Here is a 14,933-nt window from a genome sequence, read left to right as displayed (position 1 = left end):
TTCAGGCATGAAAAAAATTATTATCATATCATTATTGCTGCTGGCTGCATGGATGCCTGCACAAGTTGGGGTAAATACTCCGAATCCCGTTAATATGCTTGATGTAAATGGGGATTTAAACGTTAGAAAAGAACTGAGAACAGGTGGAACAAACCTTTTAAAAGGTTCAGCCGGGGCGGCAGGAACTATTTTTCATAATAATTCAGAGCTGAATACAAATGACTGGAAAAGTATAAAAATTGCTGACGGACAGGGGAGTATGTCTGTATTTTCACTGAATACTGTTGCGGACCAGACAGGAGCCTCCTTTTCCTCTCCGAACGGCAGTACCAGCCCTTACGCGGAAGGGACGGCAATTTCTTCTGCCTGGACAGTCCTTCCGGGAACTGCAGATACTTTTTCTATTACCAATGCGGTTAATAAAGTAGCTTTTACCTTTCAGACTACAGCCCAGAAAACAGGAAACGGCAATGCCTCTACCGGTTTTGCATGCGGTATTTTTGTAGATAATACTTTAAGAGCAGTCAGAACTGATGTATTACTAGGTTCCGAAGGAAGTTATAAAATATTCAACCTGAATGCAACGCTTGTGAATCTTATGCCTAAGAACAATTACAGTGTAAAAGTAGCCTGTACAAAGAGGAACCTGAATTCCGGAACGTTAGGAATCGGAAGGGCGGTAAACACAGATTATCTGAATAATGAAATGTCTCAGTCTGTTCTCACAACATCCGTATTACAACCGTATTAATTTCAGGATGTATCATAACAATAACCTAAAAGCAAAATGTTTTTAGGTTTTTTTTATAAAAAAGATACAGATTGTTATGAATTTGTTGAATAAGTAAACGTTTTCATCAAAAAAATGAATTATATTTGTCAACTCACTAAAATATTTTTTCATGGGAAAAAACTATCTTTTTAAAATCGTTGCCGGAATATTTTTCGGGTTGATGGTTTCATGTAACAATTCTTCTGATGATCAGTTCGAACCCAGTGCCAATGACGGAGGGAATGGGAATACACCAACTCCTCCGGCCAGAGTTTTGGAAAAGATTACAGTAAACAATAGTGTTCAGGAAGAATATACAGTTAACGGGACTGTTCTTCAGAAAGGAATGCTGAAAGACGGAACTACCAATAATTATTATACAGGTACGGTAACGTATATCAATAATAAAATCAATAAAATAAAATTCATTGGAAGTCTGGCCGGGAGCACGAGTTATGATTTTAGTGTCAGTGAAGACAGCAAAGGCAATGTATACAGTGCCACATGTACCGGGACTGCTTCTGCATTGATAGATTCTTTCGTAAGTGATTATGCATTTACTTATGATGCTACAGGTAAAAAACTGGTGAAAATTCTTGAAAAAAGAAAAGTATCCGGAAATACAGCGTACAGTTTATTCACGGAAATCACTTTTACCTATAACGGGGATAACATCTTTAAGGCAGAATGTGCCAAAGGAACACTTACAGGAACAGGAGCACCGAATATGGCTACTGCCAAGATGACGGTTTACAGTTACCAGAACTATGATTCTAAAGTAAATCCTTTCTCTACACTTCCCAAATCTTTCTTTACAGCATGGAGCCTGGTTCGTCCCGAGAATTTTTACAGAATTTCTCCCAACAACCCTACATCCGTATATGTAATGCCGCCAAGTCCTGCACCGGCAGTAAATACACCTATGACGTATCTTTATGATGGATATAACTATCCTGTTTCGGATAAAGATCAGATACTGAAATATGTTTACAGAACTTTATAAGAACCAATTGATTATCGGTTTTATTAGAATATAAATAAAAACATAACTTTTGTTCAAAAAAAAGTTATATTTGTCAAAAAATAAACAATTACCTGGAAATGAAACAGCTTTTCTATTTTATTTTATTAATCGCAGGATTCTCTTCAATACATTCCTGCAAAGACATGCTAGACGAAGATGGGGATCCTTTATTGGATCTGAACGATACGGGAGGGCTTCACGGTCCTAGAGCATTATACAGAGAAATTACAGACAAAGATACATTAGCAGAATATCAATACAGTGGGCTTTTGGTAACAAGAGTAATCACAGATAGCGCTTCAATTACCAATATTGCATACAGTGGTAACAAAGTAAGCCAGATTACCTTTAATGGTTTCCTGGATCTGGATGGTAATGGAAAACTGGATAAAGACAGCGTTTCTTATAGCCAGTTGTTTACATACGGACCAAACGACAAACTGCAGATTATTTCTGAGAACCGTTCCGTATTCAGAAGACCTGCACCTGTGCCGCCGGCAACTACTCCAGGACCTCAGACTCTTTTAAGAAAAACAAAAATCCATTACGAGATAAAGTATAACGCTTCTACTGCAAAGCTGGATTCTATCATCATGAAAAATGGTCCTGATGCTCCCGGAACACCGTTTGACTATATCAGCTATTCCAAAACAGGGTATACCTATTTAGGTGATAACGTATCCAGAGTAGTAAGAAATTACGGACCTATGGCCGGAGGTGTAATGGGAAGACCTACCAGCAGGTTTGCGTATGACTTTGTAAATTACGATACTCAGATCAGTCCGTTTACATTGCTTCCTACGGTATATAAAATTTCAAGGCTTTTATCAACTGAGTCGAATGACAGAGAAAGCCATATCCTGTCTCCGAACAATCCTAAAAAGATGTCTGTGACGGATCTTTTACCTCCAATTCCGTCTCCTATCAGCTGGACGACCAATTATAACTACGATCCACAGACTTATATGACGAAAGGATTTGGTGTTAACTACATTTACAAGCCTTTCTAAAAAATAATCTTTAAAATATCACGCCCAATCTTTTGTAAGATTGGGCTTTTTATTTTTTATCCCTTAATTTTGCAAAAAATTTCTCAATGAAATATTTAATAGTCGGGCTTGGAAACAAAGGGCCTGAATACGAAAATACACGCCACAACATAGGATTTAAAGTAGCTGATAAAATTGCTGAAACACTTGAAGCATCATTCAATACCACCAATTTCGGATGGATGGCAGAAGGTAAGTATAAAGGACGAAAAGTCTTTGTTCTGAAACCTGATACCTATATGAACCTGTCCGGAAATGCCGTAAGATTCTGGATGCAGAAAGAGAATATTCCGTTGGAAAACGTACTGATTATTACCGATGATCTTGCCCTCCCATTCGGGACATTAAGAATGAAGATGAAAGGTTCGGATGCCGGCCACAACGGGTTGAAGAGTATTAATGAGATGCTTAATACCCAAAATTATGCAAGGCTGAGGTTCGGTATTTCTGCAGACTTTTCCGAAGGGCGCCAGGTAGATTATGTGCTGGGAACCTGGAATGAAGAAGAATCCGAAAAGCTTCCCGAAAGAATTGAAAAATTCTCTAAGGCCAGTCTTTCCTTTGTATTTGCAGGGATCAACAATACGATGTCTGCATTCAACGGAAAATAGAAGAGAGGATATATGAGTTTAAAATAAAGACCATCGGAGAAATCCGATGGTCTTCTTTTGCACTTTTAAAAATTAATTTCCAATCTAACTATAACATGATTTTTCATGTATATGTAATAAATGTGCAGGTTTTTAATCTTTTACAGCCAGGTAACGGCCCCTGTTTCAACGTCATAATTAGCTCCGACTATTTTAATCTTGCCTTCATCCTCCAGCTTTTTAAGCGTTGAACTTTGGTTACGGATATCTTCAATTGCGCTTCTTACATTTTGCTGGTTTAATCTTTCCAGAAGCGAACCGTTCTTTGATGAACGCTCCTCACCCTCCTCAATGATTTCATTAATGATTGGATCGAAATGATTAATTAAGTGGTTCAGGTTATCCATTCCCATTTCCTGGATCTGTGCTGCGTCCAGACCTCCTTTTAATGCCCCGCATTTAGTATGGCCTAAAACAACAACAAGCTTGGAACCGGCAACATTACAGCCAAATTCCATTGAACCTAAAATATCCTGATTGACAAAATTACCGGCAATTCTGATACTGAAAATGTCCCCTAATCCCTGATCGAAGATAAGTTCTGCAGAAGTACGGCTGTCTATACAGCTTAAAACGACTGCAAATGGCCATTGCCCTTCACGTGTAGCATTCACCTGTTCCAAAAGATCTCTGTTGGCCTTCAGATTATTGACAAATCTTTGGTTCCCGTCTTTTAAAAAGTTTAATGCCTTTTCAGGGGTGATAGTAGATTGAGTTTCGTATGTATGTGCTTTCATATGATTGATTTATTCTTTTTGAAGTTAAAAATTATGGTTTTTGAGCTTACATAGCTCTTCTGTGTGTAATAAGGATATGAGAATCTTCATCGGTTTCATAATCCTTGTATGAAGTTTTGAAGCCTATCAGCTCGACGTTAATGTCTTCTTCTTTTGCCCTGATATTGGCGAAATCCTGGATCATTTCCAGTACGTCCGTGGCAATATATGAAGTTCCTCTTGCATCTATGGTTACAGTGGAATTGGGCTTGATGTTTTTTAATGTTTTTTTGATCGCTGCTTTATTTAGGAAAGAAACCTCCTCAGCAAGCTTTATATTGATTCCGTCCGCATCATCCAGCTTTTCCCTGCTCAGATAGTACGCCCGTTTCATATTTCCCTGAAGGATATAGAAGATCGAAATAGCCAGACCAATACCTACTCCTTTGAGAAGATCGGTAGCTACCACGGCTACTACAGTTGCTACAAACGGAATGAACTGGAATTTACCAAGATGCCAGAAATGTTTGAAGGTAGCAGGTTTTGCCAGTTTATATCCTACCAGAATCAGTACCGCAGCAAGCGTAGCAAGCGGAATTAAATTAAGGATAAACGGAATACTAAGCACGCAGACCAGAAGCAGTAAACCATGGATCATCGCAGACATTTTGGACGTAGCCCCTGCATTGGCATTGGCAGAACTTCTTACCACTACGGATGTCATAGGCAGTCCTCCGATAAATGAGCTTACCAGATTCCCGATTCCCTGCGCTTTAAGCTCAAGGTTGGTATCAGTGATTCTTCTCTGTTTATCCAACCTGTCTGATGCTTCAATACAAAGCAGTGTTTCAATAGAAGCTACAATGGCAATGGTTGCCCCTACTATCCATACCTTTGGATTGGTGAATCCATTAAAATCAGGCATCGTAACAAGATTTTTGAAATCATCCAATGATTGTGGAACGGGTAGTGAAACCAGATGCTGGCTACCGATCGCCAATGAGCTTCCGGACAGTTTGAATGCCTCATTTAAAAGGATTCCTGCCACTACTGCTACCAGTGCTCCCGGAAGCATTTTCATTCTTTTTAAAGCCGGAATTCTATCCCAGGCAATAAGAATACCTACCGAAACCAGTGTTACCAGGATAGCTCCCGGGTGTACTGCCCCTAATAGTTCTGTAAAATATCCGAAATTAAGGCCGTTATCAAAAATAGATTCGTGCCCTTCGTAATCTTTGTCGAATCCCATGGCGTGAGGGATTTGTTTTAAAATAATAATGATCCCGATAGCGGCAAGCATTCCCTCAATAACGTTATTCGGAAAATAATTGGAAATACTTCCGGCTCTGATAAATCCTAAAACCAATTGGATAAGCCCGGCAATGATTCCGGCACAAAGGAACAGTTCAAAAGCTCCCAGATCAGTAATAGCCGTTAAAACAATGGCTGTAAGACCTGCGGCCGGACCGGATACTGATATATTTGAATTACTGATAAATCCCACGACTAATCCGCCTACTATACCGGCGATCACACCGGACAATGGCGGTGCTCCTGATGCTAAAGCGATTCCGAGACATAATGGAAGCGCAACTAAGAATACAACGAGTCCTGAAGGGAAATTCTCCTTGATTCCTCCTATAAATGATGTTTTTTTCATGATGTTTTTGAAAAATACTATAACCGATCGATCTGTCCTTAGATAATCAATTATAAAAGATTGGAAATTTTAATTTTTAAGCACACGTATCCGATATCAGTGTTGATATGAATACTATAAAATCTGGCTATAAAAATTAAGCTTCCGGAGGCGGAGAAAATATGGTAAGTAGTGGCGACAGATGAAAGGAATCATCGATCAGCTCAAAAGACACGCCCTGAAGATCGGGCTCGGAAAACTTCACATAGTCGAATACGTCTAAAGTTTTCGGAAGGGTCTTTTCGTAAACAATAAAAGAGGATGGGTGAGAATGTGGCTCTTCTTCATTGATGATAACATTGGTTCTTGCAATATCCCAGCCTGCAACCGCAGCAATGCCCGGCAGTGCTGTGAAGTTCAGAAAAAAGGTTAATACAATAATACTCCAGAATTTCATCTTACATTCATTTTAGAAAAACTAGTCTGTTTTTCTGCTCATTACCCAATCGGAACTTGTAAGGTTGTAGATTTTTTGGATGTCTTTCAAGATTTTCTCGAAATCAATCTTTAAGTCAATAATCTTACCCGTTCTGAGGTCAAATACCCAGCCGTGTACGATAGGATATTCTTCTAAAATATATCTTTCCTGTACGCAGGCCATTTTGATCACGTTGATGCACTGCTCCTGAACATTCAGTTCTACAAGTCTGTCATAACGCTTTCCTTCGTCTTCGATAGTATCCAGTTCAGCCTGGTGCAATCTGTAAACATCACGGATGTTTCTCAGCCACGGATTTAATAATCCCAGATCCTGAGGAGTCATCGCTGCTTTTACACCCCCGCAGTTGTAATGTCCGCATACGATAATGTGTTTTACTTTAAGATGTTCTACCGCATATTGGATAACTGCAGTGGAACTCATGTCTAAAGTATTAACAACATTAGCAATGTTTCTGTGGACAAAAACTTCGCCGGGTTTTGCACCCATCAGTTCTTCCGCTGTAGCTCTGCTGTCCGAACATCCGATGTATAAATAATCAGGGTTCTGGGTTTTTGCCAGCTCATGGAAGAATTCCGGATTTTCTGAAACTTTTGATTCTACCCATTTTCTATTGTTTTCGAAAATAACTTCGTACGATTGTGACATAAATTCAAATTAAAAGATTGCAATTATTTATTTCGTTTAAATTATTTTTAAATTCAATAGATCAAATCAATAATCATACAAAAATATAATTTTTGCGGTAAAGACAAATACTTTTAACAAAGTTTAATATTAAAATATGCTTAAAATCATATTTAAAGTACCTGTTTTACGGTATTTCTTCACTAAGTAAAGGTTGAAAAACAATAATTCAAACTCAAAAACTCATATAAAAGTACAAACTATAAATGATAAAATGGAAAATGCAGATTAAAATATTATTAATTCTATAAAAAAACCGCCACAAAATGTATTGTGACGGCTTAATTTACAGTATGTAGTTACTATTCTTTAATAATTTTTACTACTGTTTCAGAATTGTTGATTCTTACCACATAAGCTCCTGATACTAAAGATGAAAGATCTGTTCTTTCGTTTTCAAATTTCCCTGACTTTACCAATTGGCCGGACAGGTTGTAAATCTGATAATAATATTCTTTAGCGATATCATTTCCTTTGATATACAACATATTCTTCACAGGATTCGGGAAGAACTCAAGTTTGTTCTGAGCAACTTTTTCCACGATCACTGATTTTGCAAGAACATTATTTGCTTTAGCTAAAGCATTTGGCGCAACAGGGATAGCAAATGGATCATATCTTCCGATTTCTTTTCCATTGGCATCGTATTTAATTTCAGCACAACGACAGGACATAGCTGCCTGAGGACGGAAACCGAATGTTGGAGTTAAATAATACAATTTATCATTAGCACCAACCGTTTGAGTAATCACCGCATTAAACAACATCCCTAAAGAAGATCCTGCACCTCCTTGATTAGCAGCGGTCCAAATCCCGGATTTCATAAATGTATCTGGATTTCCACCAAGTTTGGTGGCATCAAGAGTATTTCCTCCATTGAACCCTCTGATCCCGTTGTTAGGGAATGTTCCGATGTTGTATTCAGGCTTGGTTAAAACAAATCCGTATCGGAATGACCCAACACCTGAAGCATTTCCATAAACAAAGCTGCCCAGATAATTCATTTTATTAGTGTCATAAGCTTCATTATTAACAAAAGCATTTATGTTACCAGGATCTATACCATAAACATTAGTGAATTTTGCATTATAGAACCATGGAGTATTTCCTTTTGAAATAAAATTACCAAGAATAATTCCGGTGGAAACGCTTTCAAGATCTACTATTCTCCAGCCTGCAGGGCAAGGATCATAAGGCGATTTTTCGGTAGCATGCCCCCATCTTTCCGGCATAGTGCCATTCTCATCTGAAACCCAATCCAGCTTGGCAGCATCAGACTGATATAAATAGCTTAATGGGTTTGCCACAGAATATTTTACCACTTTCTTAAGTTTATCTGCCTGAGAATCGGATGCTGAAACATTGGCAGCTGCAGAATAGGAGGTATAAGGCTGGGTATAGTTATTAAGGTATTCAGACTCCAGCATATTACCTGCGTAAGGAATAACCCCTGTTGTTGGGTTGGCAGGATTGTTTTGCCTATACACAAAATAGTCATTAAATGGCCTTTTGCCACTCACTACGTGGTTATAGAACATTCCCGGATTGTAAAATACAGGCAGAGGATCTTTTCTTCCCCACTGGAAGTGAAGTCCACCACTGTCATGCATCTGATCTAGTCTGGCTACAGCAGCAGGATTATTATTGTTGTAAGAACCCAGAGGTCCTGTATAAGCAGCTGTATTATATCCGTAAATATGTTCATTGATAAACGGTAGCCTTGCCCCGAGATCTCTGTCCATAAAAGTAGTTTTCATAGGAACTCCGGCACTGGTCATTGGATCTACAAACTGCTCATTAGCAGGAATAACTCCCCCGTTACCTGAATTTTCAGGATCGAATGTGTAAGTTTCGATCACGGATCTTGGTGCCCAAATATGCCAGCTCCATACTACAGGATCGTTATGTTTATTGGCAGTCCATGTACCGCTTCCGACATGGAATGCAACCACAGCATTTCCTGTTGCATTTGGATTTAAAGTTACTTTTAACACAGCAGTATCTATAGGACCATCTACGATTTCCATTTTTTGAATAAGAGATGTATTGTTGGTCCATACTACAGAGGAAGATTTAGTGCTTTCTGCAGGGAAAGAAAAGTCTGTGCTCAAATAAAGCTTATGCATGGCATATGCCTTTCTCAAAGGAATTTCAATAATTCTGTCGTTATCCTTGTTTGGATCTACCTTATTTCCGTTTGGATTAGGCGTAACCAGTGTAGGATTGGTGTATTCTACATAACTGTTTGGAAGTTTGGTCCATGATTTTAAAGTTTCAGTAGAATAAGTCTCGCTTGAATAAACATATTGGGTATCAAACTCCTGCGACATAGAAGCGGCGTTAGGGTCATAAATACAACGAACAGCTCCGCTGCCTGTATAAGCACTGCTTGAGAATCTATGCCATCCCGGTCTTGGTTTGGATCCACTTAAAGGATCTGATATTAAAGTTAATCCGGCAGCTCCAAATGAAGGATAGCGTACGCCATTGATTACTTCAGAGGCAGTCATGAATGTGGAAGTCAATAAACCTCCATCAGCACTCTGGTCCTGGAAATTAAGAACAGGTGTGATCCATCCGGTTCCGTATTTTAGAGGTCCTGTCGCGTTAGGATAAGATTCATAATTTCCGTTGATAGGGAATTTACCAAGATTCATCCCGGAAACTCCTGAGAAATCGAATCCAAACTGAGGATAAACCTTTATGCCTGGATAATCGGCATTCAATGAAGTTGCATTAAATTCCGGATCAACGGTATTGCCGGTATGTTTCCCCCAAGGGCTGTATCTGTTTTCATCAGGCATTGGAGTAGAGGAGTTTCTTCCTCCTGAGAAGTAGCTTGAAGGAACTCTCCAGTTACATGGGCATGGATCATATGGTGATTTCAAGGCATATCTGGTACTGGCTTCTCCAACAGCAGCATCATCTATATCGGAATAGTTACCCTGACGTGTGTCTCCCCAAAGATCCCATGCAACAATATTTTCACGGTAAGGAGGTTCATATTTCTTATATTTTTGTTTTGAGAACCATGTGGTGATTCCCACTGACGTCCAGCTGTCATTGCTGTTTTGCTTTAAAAAGTCTTCGCCATCATTTAATAATGCCTGATCTTTTGTAGCCACATAAATTGGGGTTGCGATAAAGCTGATCGGGTTCTGTATAGAGAATCTGATGTTTCCGTTGGGAGTATCTGTTCCTGTATTGATCTGGGAAGAGTACTTATTACCTCTTACCTTAATGAATTTAGATTGGAACGCCGGATCGTTATAATTCAGATTGATCTCTCCACTAATTGGATATAGGCTTAAGTCTTTAAGTCCGAATGGCGGGAACGGGTCTTTTCTTCCCCACTGATACTGTAGCCCGGCCGATTTGTGCCATTCATTTCCTACAAAATTAGCACTTGTGGCACCCAGGTTTCTGTCCATCCATTTCCAGTTCGTTACCACATTTCCGTTTTTATCTTTTTCGAAGCCATGATGGTAAGTGCTTCCGTCTTCAGGATCGTCGGTAACCCATACGTGCCATGACCAGTATATTTTGTCATTTACCTTGTATGATATTACTGCATTACCTTCTTTTACCTTATTGACCATTACTTTGATCCTGGCATTTTCTCCTGTACCTTCTAAAGCAACGGATTTTATGAGCCCCGGCTCATCTTCCCAGTATAGTCCTGCTTTTGCAAGTCCCTCGTCGGGAATACGAGTATAATTGCCTGTGTCATCCTTCATAAAGTCGCCACCCTTGGACCACATTTCATAAGCTTTTTTTACAGGAATATAAAGACCGTCTACATTGGCATTATTATTTTTCTTATCCTTACCGGTGAAGATATAGCTGTTCGGTGCTTTGGTCCAGTCAGCATAGTCAGACTGGGCACCGGCATTGATGGTAAAGCAGGTAACAGGACATTCTTCCGTGGTTGGATTCGTGAAAATTCCTACATACTTTATAAATTTATTGATCTCAGTTTCTATATCCATCAAAGGTCTTGAAGGACCATTCCATCCAGGGATCACTTTTCTGTTTCTAATGGCACCCACACCATATAATGAAGCCTGAGAGGTATTGCTCAAGGAAAAGTTTTCCGAGCCAGGACCTCTCTGTTTGTCATTGAGTGGAGGATACCCGAAATCATTAGTAGTATTATAATTGCTCAGGGCATTAAGGGAAATATACTGTCCGTTAGCCTTATAAACCCTTAGTCCTGTGACTTTACTGATCACAATAACGACAGGCTGCTGGTTGGCAAAAACATCACCCAGTTTTTCATTAATATAATTGTAAAGATTATAATACCGGTTAACAAGGGCATTAGGATTGGTAAAATCCAGATAACCTCTTCCCCAGGCTTCTCCTCCTTCTTCCGGAGGCAAAAACCAGTTACTGAAGTTTATAAAGAAACTTTCGTTCGAAAATTTTCCTGCAAACATATAAACAGGATCGTGATACGAAAACTCGAAAGGACTTGTATCACTATTCTGATAAATATATTTTTGGGAGCTAGCTATAGTAGCAAGATTATTAGGGTTGGTAATATTAACAACCGGTGAATTGGCGTTGGCATTATCCAATGTTGCATTTCCCTGAAAAGATAAAACGATGTCATCCAGTTTTCTTACCAAATGCTGGGAAGTTACCCTGTCTTTTACACCCGAAACAGTTCCGTTGGAGTTGTATAAAACGGTCCCGTTTTTTTTAGGGGTGAATAGAATGGTGTATTGGTTTTCATCCAGGTCACAATTGGCGTAAGCATAATTCGATTGCTTGTAATGGCTTACGGTTTTGTCCCATATGATGGACTGCCAGTTGGTAATAGTAGCGTCTGAGCTTAATTCAACCTTAACGGAATGCGTATTCAAAGCCGATTGAGGTAGTTCAAAATTGGCTGTAAGGTCTTCATTATAATCATAGTTGCCGGCAAAAGTTTTACACCACAAAGAGACCCAGTTGTTTTGGGCATCCTTGTATTTGATAGTAATTTTTACATCTCCGGAGGTAACGGGTTTTTGAAAGTTTCCTTTCATTACTACCAATCCCTTCTCATTCACATTTTGTGAAATAACGATAAGAGGATCCAGATCATAGACACTTGGGGGAAGGGGTGCCATAAGTTTGGATCCAATACTGGTCTCACCAGGCCAGGGGACAGAAGCTGCCTTTGCCAATGCATGAGACGATGCAATACAAAATACTGCAGCAAAAATCTTTAATGTCGATTTTTTTTTCATACGTTTAGAATTAAAGTGTTTTTATGAATGAATAGTATTATAAAGGATATTTGAATGCTTAAGATTTATACAACTGATGCCAATCCCAAGTTGACTAACGGGGTTGAATTATATGAATCTTAAAGTATTCAGGTATCGTATATTAAGCTATAAAATGAAGATGAGGCAATACAGAAGACTGCCTGTATTAAGAGCATAATTTTTTTCCATGTTATTGTGTTTTAATTTGTTGTGTTTTTGTAATGATAATTAAAATCCAGATCAAAACTTAATTCTAATTATCTTAAAGCAAAAGTCGATAAAAAAATATTTTCCTGCAACAGAAAATTTAATTTTGAGAAAAAATGCTGTATGAATTTATAAATATATATGGATGATTTTTTTATATTTTATTATTGATATAAGACTCTGTAGCGCTTTCTGCTGGATAAATTACTCCAGGATTTCCAACCACTACAGAATTGGCAGGAACATCAAAATTAACATATGAATTGGGAGCAATCAGGACATTGCTTCCAATGGTAATCCCACCCACAATAACAGCATTGGCTCCTATCCAGACTTCGTCAGAAATGGTAGGGAAGCCCTGAAGCTTACCGCGGTTTTGCTGACCGATAGTTACTCCTTGTGCGATATTGCAGTTTTTGCCGATTTTAGCTTTAGGATTGATCACTAAACTTCCCCAATGCCCCAAATAGAAACCTTCCCCGATTTCGGTTTCAGGATAAATCTGGTAACCGTATTTTATCTGGTAATGTCTCAGGACGAACTTCCAGAATATCCCTGAAACAGGTTTGTTGTTATACTTCTGAGCTTTTCTTAAAACATAAATAAAATGCAGATTAGGATTGATGCACTTCTTCAGGATCTCCCATGAAGAGAGCCATTTTCCGCTTTCCCTGTAAAAATCTTTCTGTATAGTTGTATAGCTCATGTTAGTCTTTTTATAATTCATCAATGATTTCCTGAAGCTGTGCTACGGACTTCTGAAGAACAAAAGGCAGGTCAGTCATCGCAATTTCTTTTTGGTAATGATCTGCAAGTTCAGGATGAGTAAGGATCTTCTTCATTCCTTCATAGATTCCGTCTTCTGAATTTGGGGTAATAATGCCTAATTTTCCATCCTGAAGAAGATCTTTAATTCCGGAAACATCTGTGGAAACAATAGGTTTATTCAGGATCAAAGCTTCTGCGATAATGGTAGGGAAACCTTCATGTCTTGAAGACATAATATAAAAATCGGCTTTTTTAAGATATGGATAAGGATTGCTTCTGAAACCAAGCATTTTCACCGTGTCCTGGAGACCAAGCTGATTAAGCTTTGCCTGGATATTCTCAAAATCGAAGCCGTCGCCAATAATGATAATCTGGTGCTTCAGCCCTTCATCGATCAGTTTTTTATGTACATCCAGAAGCCTGTCGTAACCTTTTTGCGGATAAACAGTTCCAATGGTGATAAAAGTAGGAAGATTACCGGAAAAAGGATAATCATCAATTACCGTATTTGCCTTTTTTATAGTATCGTCCTTATCTATCGGGTTAAATATTTTAATAACAGCCCGTTTTTCTTCGTCGTTTTTCGCCGACTTTTGCATTTCCTCTTTCAGTTTGTTGGAAATAACTAAAATTCTATCGAATTTAAAAAGCTGTCTGATCACATCCGGTGTATATTCCTTCAGATTAAAAATATCATTCTGGATCCAGATGATTTTTTTTGAATCTTTCTGCGGGCTGGAAAGAAGCTCTCTGTACATGCCATGAATAGCTGCTATTTCCACATCATATTTTTTATTCTTCAGAACAAACCGGTAAAGCAGATCCGGAAACCATAGGAACATTTTCTGGTACAGCACTCTGAATGCCTTTACCGGAATTTCATGAGGCTTGTTGGTGGTAATCATTTCTCCTTTAAGCAGATAATGGAGATTAACCCATGACGGAACTTCTTTAATATACATTCCGGTATACAGGTTAATCAGCAGATCAATTTCATATTTGTCCTCAGGCAGGTTTTTGAGAAAGTTAACAAGAACTTTTTCTGCACCGCCATGTCGGAGAGAGCCTATACGAATAAGGACTTTCTTTTTTTGTGGCATTTATTTTTTTACAGGTTTATAATGGTGAGGGAGATGGTTGATGAGGTATTTTTCTAAGGCAGATCGGTCAGCCTCTAGTTCCAAAGGATAAACGGTGTTGTTGGTCAGTAATTTTTCGCCATACTGTTCAATGGTGCAGATAAATTTTGCTGGTGCCCCTGCATAAACCGAATTATCAGGAATTGAACTGCTGACAACACTTAATGATCCTACAATACAATTGTTTCCGATAGAAACCCCGGGTAAAAGAATAGCACCTTTTCCAATAAAGGTATTATTCCCGATTTTTATTCTTCCGAAAGTCCTTCCGTTTTTATATTTTTCAATTCTTTTGGTGACCCGGCCATCTCCGCCATGATTAATGAAAGAGACCCCTTCCGCAATAGTTACATTATCACCCATCTCTATAAGAAAACATTCCGAGCCGAAGTTTGGAATACCTTGAACATACAGATTGTCACCAACTTTCATACCCTTATGTATCGCTACCTTTATAGCGGCATTTTTCACCATGTCCTCATATAGGGAACGGACTTTCAAGATGATTCTGAATAGGAGCATCAT

12 protein-coding genes are annotated in these 14,933 nt (G+C 38.7%); 4 read left to right on the top strand and 8 right to left on the bottom strand.

Annotation, left to right across the window (positions count from 1 at the left end):
• Positions 1–7: 7 nt before the first annotated feature.
• From BUB03_RS08085 to pth, 4 genes are all read left to right on the top strand, one after another.
• Positions 8–751, top strand: coding sequence for a hypothetical protein (locus BUB03_RS08085; protein WP_073061830.1), 744 nt, complete (start codon positions 8–10; stop codon positions 749–751).
• 151 nt (positions 752–902) lie between these two features.
• Positions 903–1,775, top strand: a complete 873-nt coding sequence (locus BUB03_RS08080; RefSeq protein ID WP_073061828.1) for a hypothetical protein — start codon at positions 903–905, stop codon at positions 1,773–1,775.
• Between the two features lie 98 nt (positions 1,776–1,873).
• On the top strand, positions 1,874–2,806 hold the full coding sequence (locus BUB03_RS08075; RefSeq protein ID WP_040993421.1) for a hypothetical protein: 933 nt from the start codon (positions 1,874–1,876) through the stop codon (positions 2,804–2,806).
• Between the two features lie 86 nt (positions 2,807–2,892).
• Entirely contained in the window at positions 2,893–3,456 is a 564-nt protein-coding gene (pth, locus tag BUB03_RS08070) for an aminoacyl-tRNA hydrolase (RefSeq protein ID WP_073061824.1), read from the top strand.
• 140 nt (positions 3,457–3,596) lie between these two features.
• Here the strand turns inward: pth and BUB03_RS08065 are convergent, their stop codons facing one another.
• From BUB03_RS08065 to BUB03_RS08030, 8 genes are all read right to left on the bottom strand, one after another.
• A complete protein-coding gene (locus BUB03_RS08065; protein WP_040993423.1) occupies positions 3,597–4,232 on the bottom strand; it encodes a carbonic anhydrase in 636 nt (211 codons plus the stop codon).
• Positions 4,233–4,278: 46 nt separating this feature from the next.
• Positions 4,279–5,871 (bottom strand): SulP family inorganic anion transporter, encoded by a 1,593-nt coding sequence (locus tag BUB03_RS08060; RefSeq protein WP_073061823.1) that lies wholly within the window; start codon positions 5,869–5,871, stop codon positions 4,279–4,281.
• Positions 5,872–6,007: 136 nt separating this feature from the next.
• The gene (locus BUB03_RS08055; protein ID WP_040993425.1) at positions 6,008–6,307 is read right to left on the bottom strand and encodes a hypothetical protein; all 300 of its coding nucleotides are present in this window, start codon (positions 6,305–6,307) and stop codon (positions 6,008–6,010) included.
• A 21-nt stretch (positions 6,308–6,328) separates the two neighbouring features.
• Complete coding sequence (locus BUB03_RS08050) at positions 6,329–6,997, bottom strand: carbonic anhydrase (RefSeq protein WP_040993426.1); 669 nt, start codon at positions 6,995–6,997, stop codon at positions 6,329–6,331.
• Between the two features lie 341 nt (positions 6,998–7,338).
• Complete coding sequence (locus BUB03_RS08045; protein WP_073061820.1) at positions 7,339–12,273, bottom strand: T9SS type A sorting domain-containing protein; 4,935 nt, start codon at positions 12,271–12,273, stop codon at positions 7,339–7,341.
• A 382-nt stretch (positions 12,274–12,655) separates the two neighbouring features.
• Entirely contained in the window at positions 12,656–13,207 is a 552-nt protein-coding gene (locus BUB03_RS08040) for a serine acetyltransferase (RefSeq protein ID WP_073062709.1), read from the bottom strand.
• A 10-nt stretch (positions 13,208–13,217) separates the two neighbouring features.
• The gene (locus BUB03_RS08035; RefSeq protein ID WP_073061817.1) at positions 13,218–14,369 is read right to left on the bottom strand and encodes a glycosyltransferase; all 1,152 of its coding nucleotides are present in this window, start codon (positions 14,367–14,369) and stop codon (positions 13,218–13,220) included.
• Positions 14,370–14,933, bottom strand: coding sequence for a DapH/DapD/GlmU-related protein (locus BUB03_RS08030; protein WP_073061815.1), 564 nt, complete (start codon positions 14,931–14,933; stop codon positions 14,370–14,372).

It is taken from the genome of Chryseobacterium oranimense (genome assembly GCF_900129755.1).
GTDB lineage: Bacteria > Bacteroidota > Bacteroidia > Flavobacteriales > Weeksellaceae > Chryseobacterium > Chryseobacterium oranimense.
Note: the sequence above shows the minus strand (reverse complement) of the source record. Positions and strands in the feature narration are given on the sequence as shown.

What these genes read in the sequence shown, in the direction of transcription:
- BUB03_RS08075 (WP_040993421.1), top strand. Translation starts at nt 1,874, where the DNA reads ATGAAACAGCTTTTCTATTTTATTTTATTAATCGCAGGATTCTCTTCA.
- BUB03_RS08030 (WP_073061815.1), bottom strand. Translation starts at nt 14,933, where the DNA reads ATGATGCTCCTATTCAGAATCATCTTGAAAGTCCGTTCCCTATATGAG.
- BUB03_RS08040 (WP_073062709.1), bottom strand. Translation starts at nt 13,207, where the DNA reads ATGAGCTATACAACTATACAGAAAGATTTTTACAGGGAAAGCGGAAAA.
- BUB03_RS08080 (WP_073061828.1), top strand. Translation starts at nt 903, where the DNA reads ATGGGAAAAAACTATCTTTTTAAAATCGTTGCCGGAATATTTTTCGGG.
- BUB03_RS08085 (WP_073061830.1), top strand. Translation starts at nt 8, where the DNA reads ATGAAAAAAATTATTATCATATCATTATTGCTGCTGGCTGCATGGATG.
- BUB03_RS08055 (WP_040993425.1), bottom strand. Translation starts at nt 6,307, where the DNA reads ATGAAATTCTGGAGTATTATTGTATTAACCTTTTTTCTGAACTTCACA.
- pth (WP_073061824.1), top strand. Translation starts at nt 2,893, where the DNA reads ATGAAATATTTAATAGTCGGGCTTGGAAACAAAGGGCCTGAATACGAA.
- BUB03_RS08060 (WP_073061823.1), bottom strand. Translation starts at nt 5,871, where the DNA reads ATGAAAAAAACATCATTTATAGGAGGAATCAAGGAGAATTTCCCTTCA.
- BUB03_RS08035 (WP_073061817.1), bottom strand. Translation starts at nt 14,369, where the DNA reads ATGCCACAAAAAAAGAAAGTCCTTATTCGTATAGGCTCTCTCCGACAT.
- BUB03_RS08045 (WP_073061820.1), bottom strand. Translation starts at nt 12,273, where the DNA reads ATGAAAAAAAAATCGACATTAAAGATTTTTGCTGCAGTATTTTGTATT.
- BUB03_RS08050 (WP_040993426.1), bottom strand. Translation starts at nt 6,997, where the DNA reads ATGTCACAATCGTACGAAGTTATTTTCGAAAACAATAGAAAATGGGTA.
- BUB03_RS08065 (WP_040993423.1), bottom strand. Translation starts at nt 4,232, where the DNA reads ATGAAAGCACATACATACGAAACTCAATCTACTATCACCCCTGAAAAG.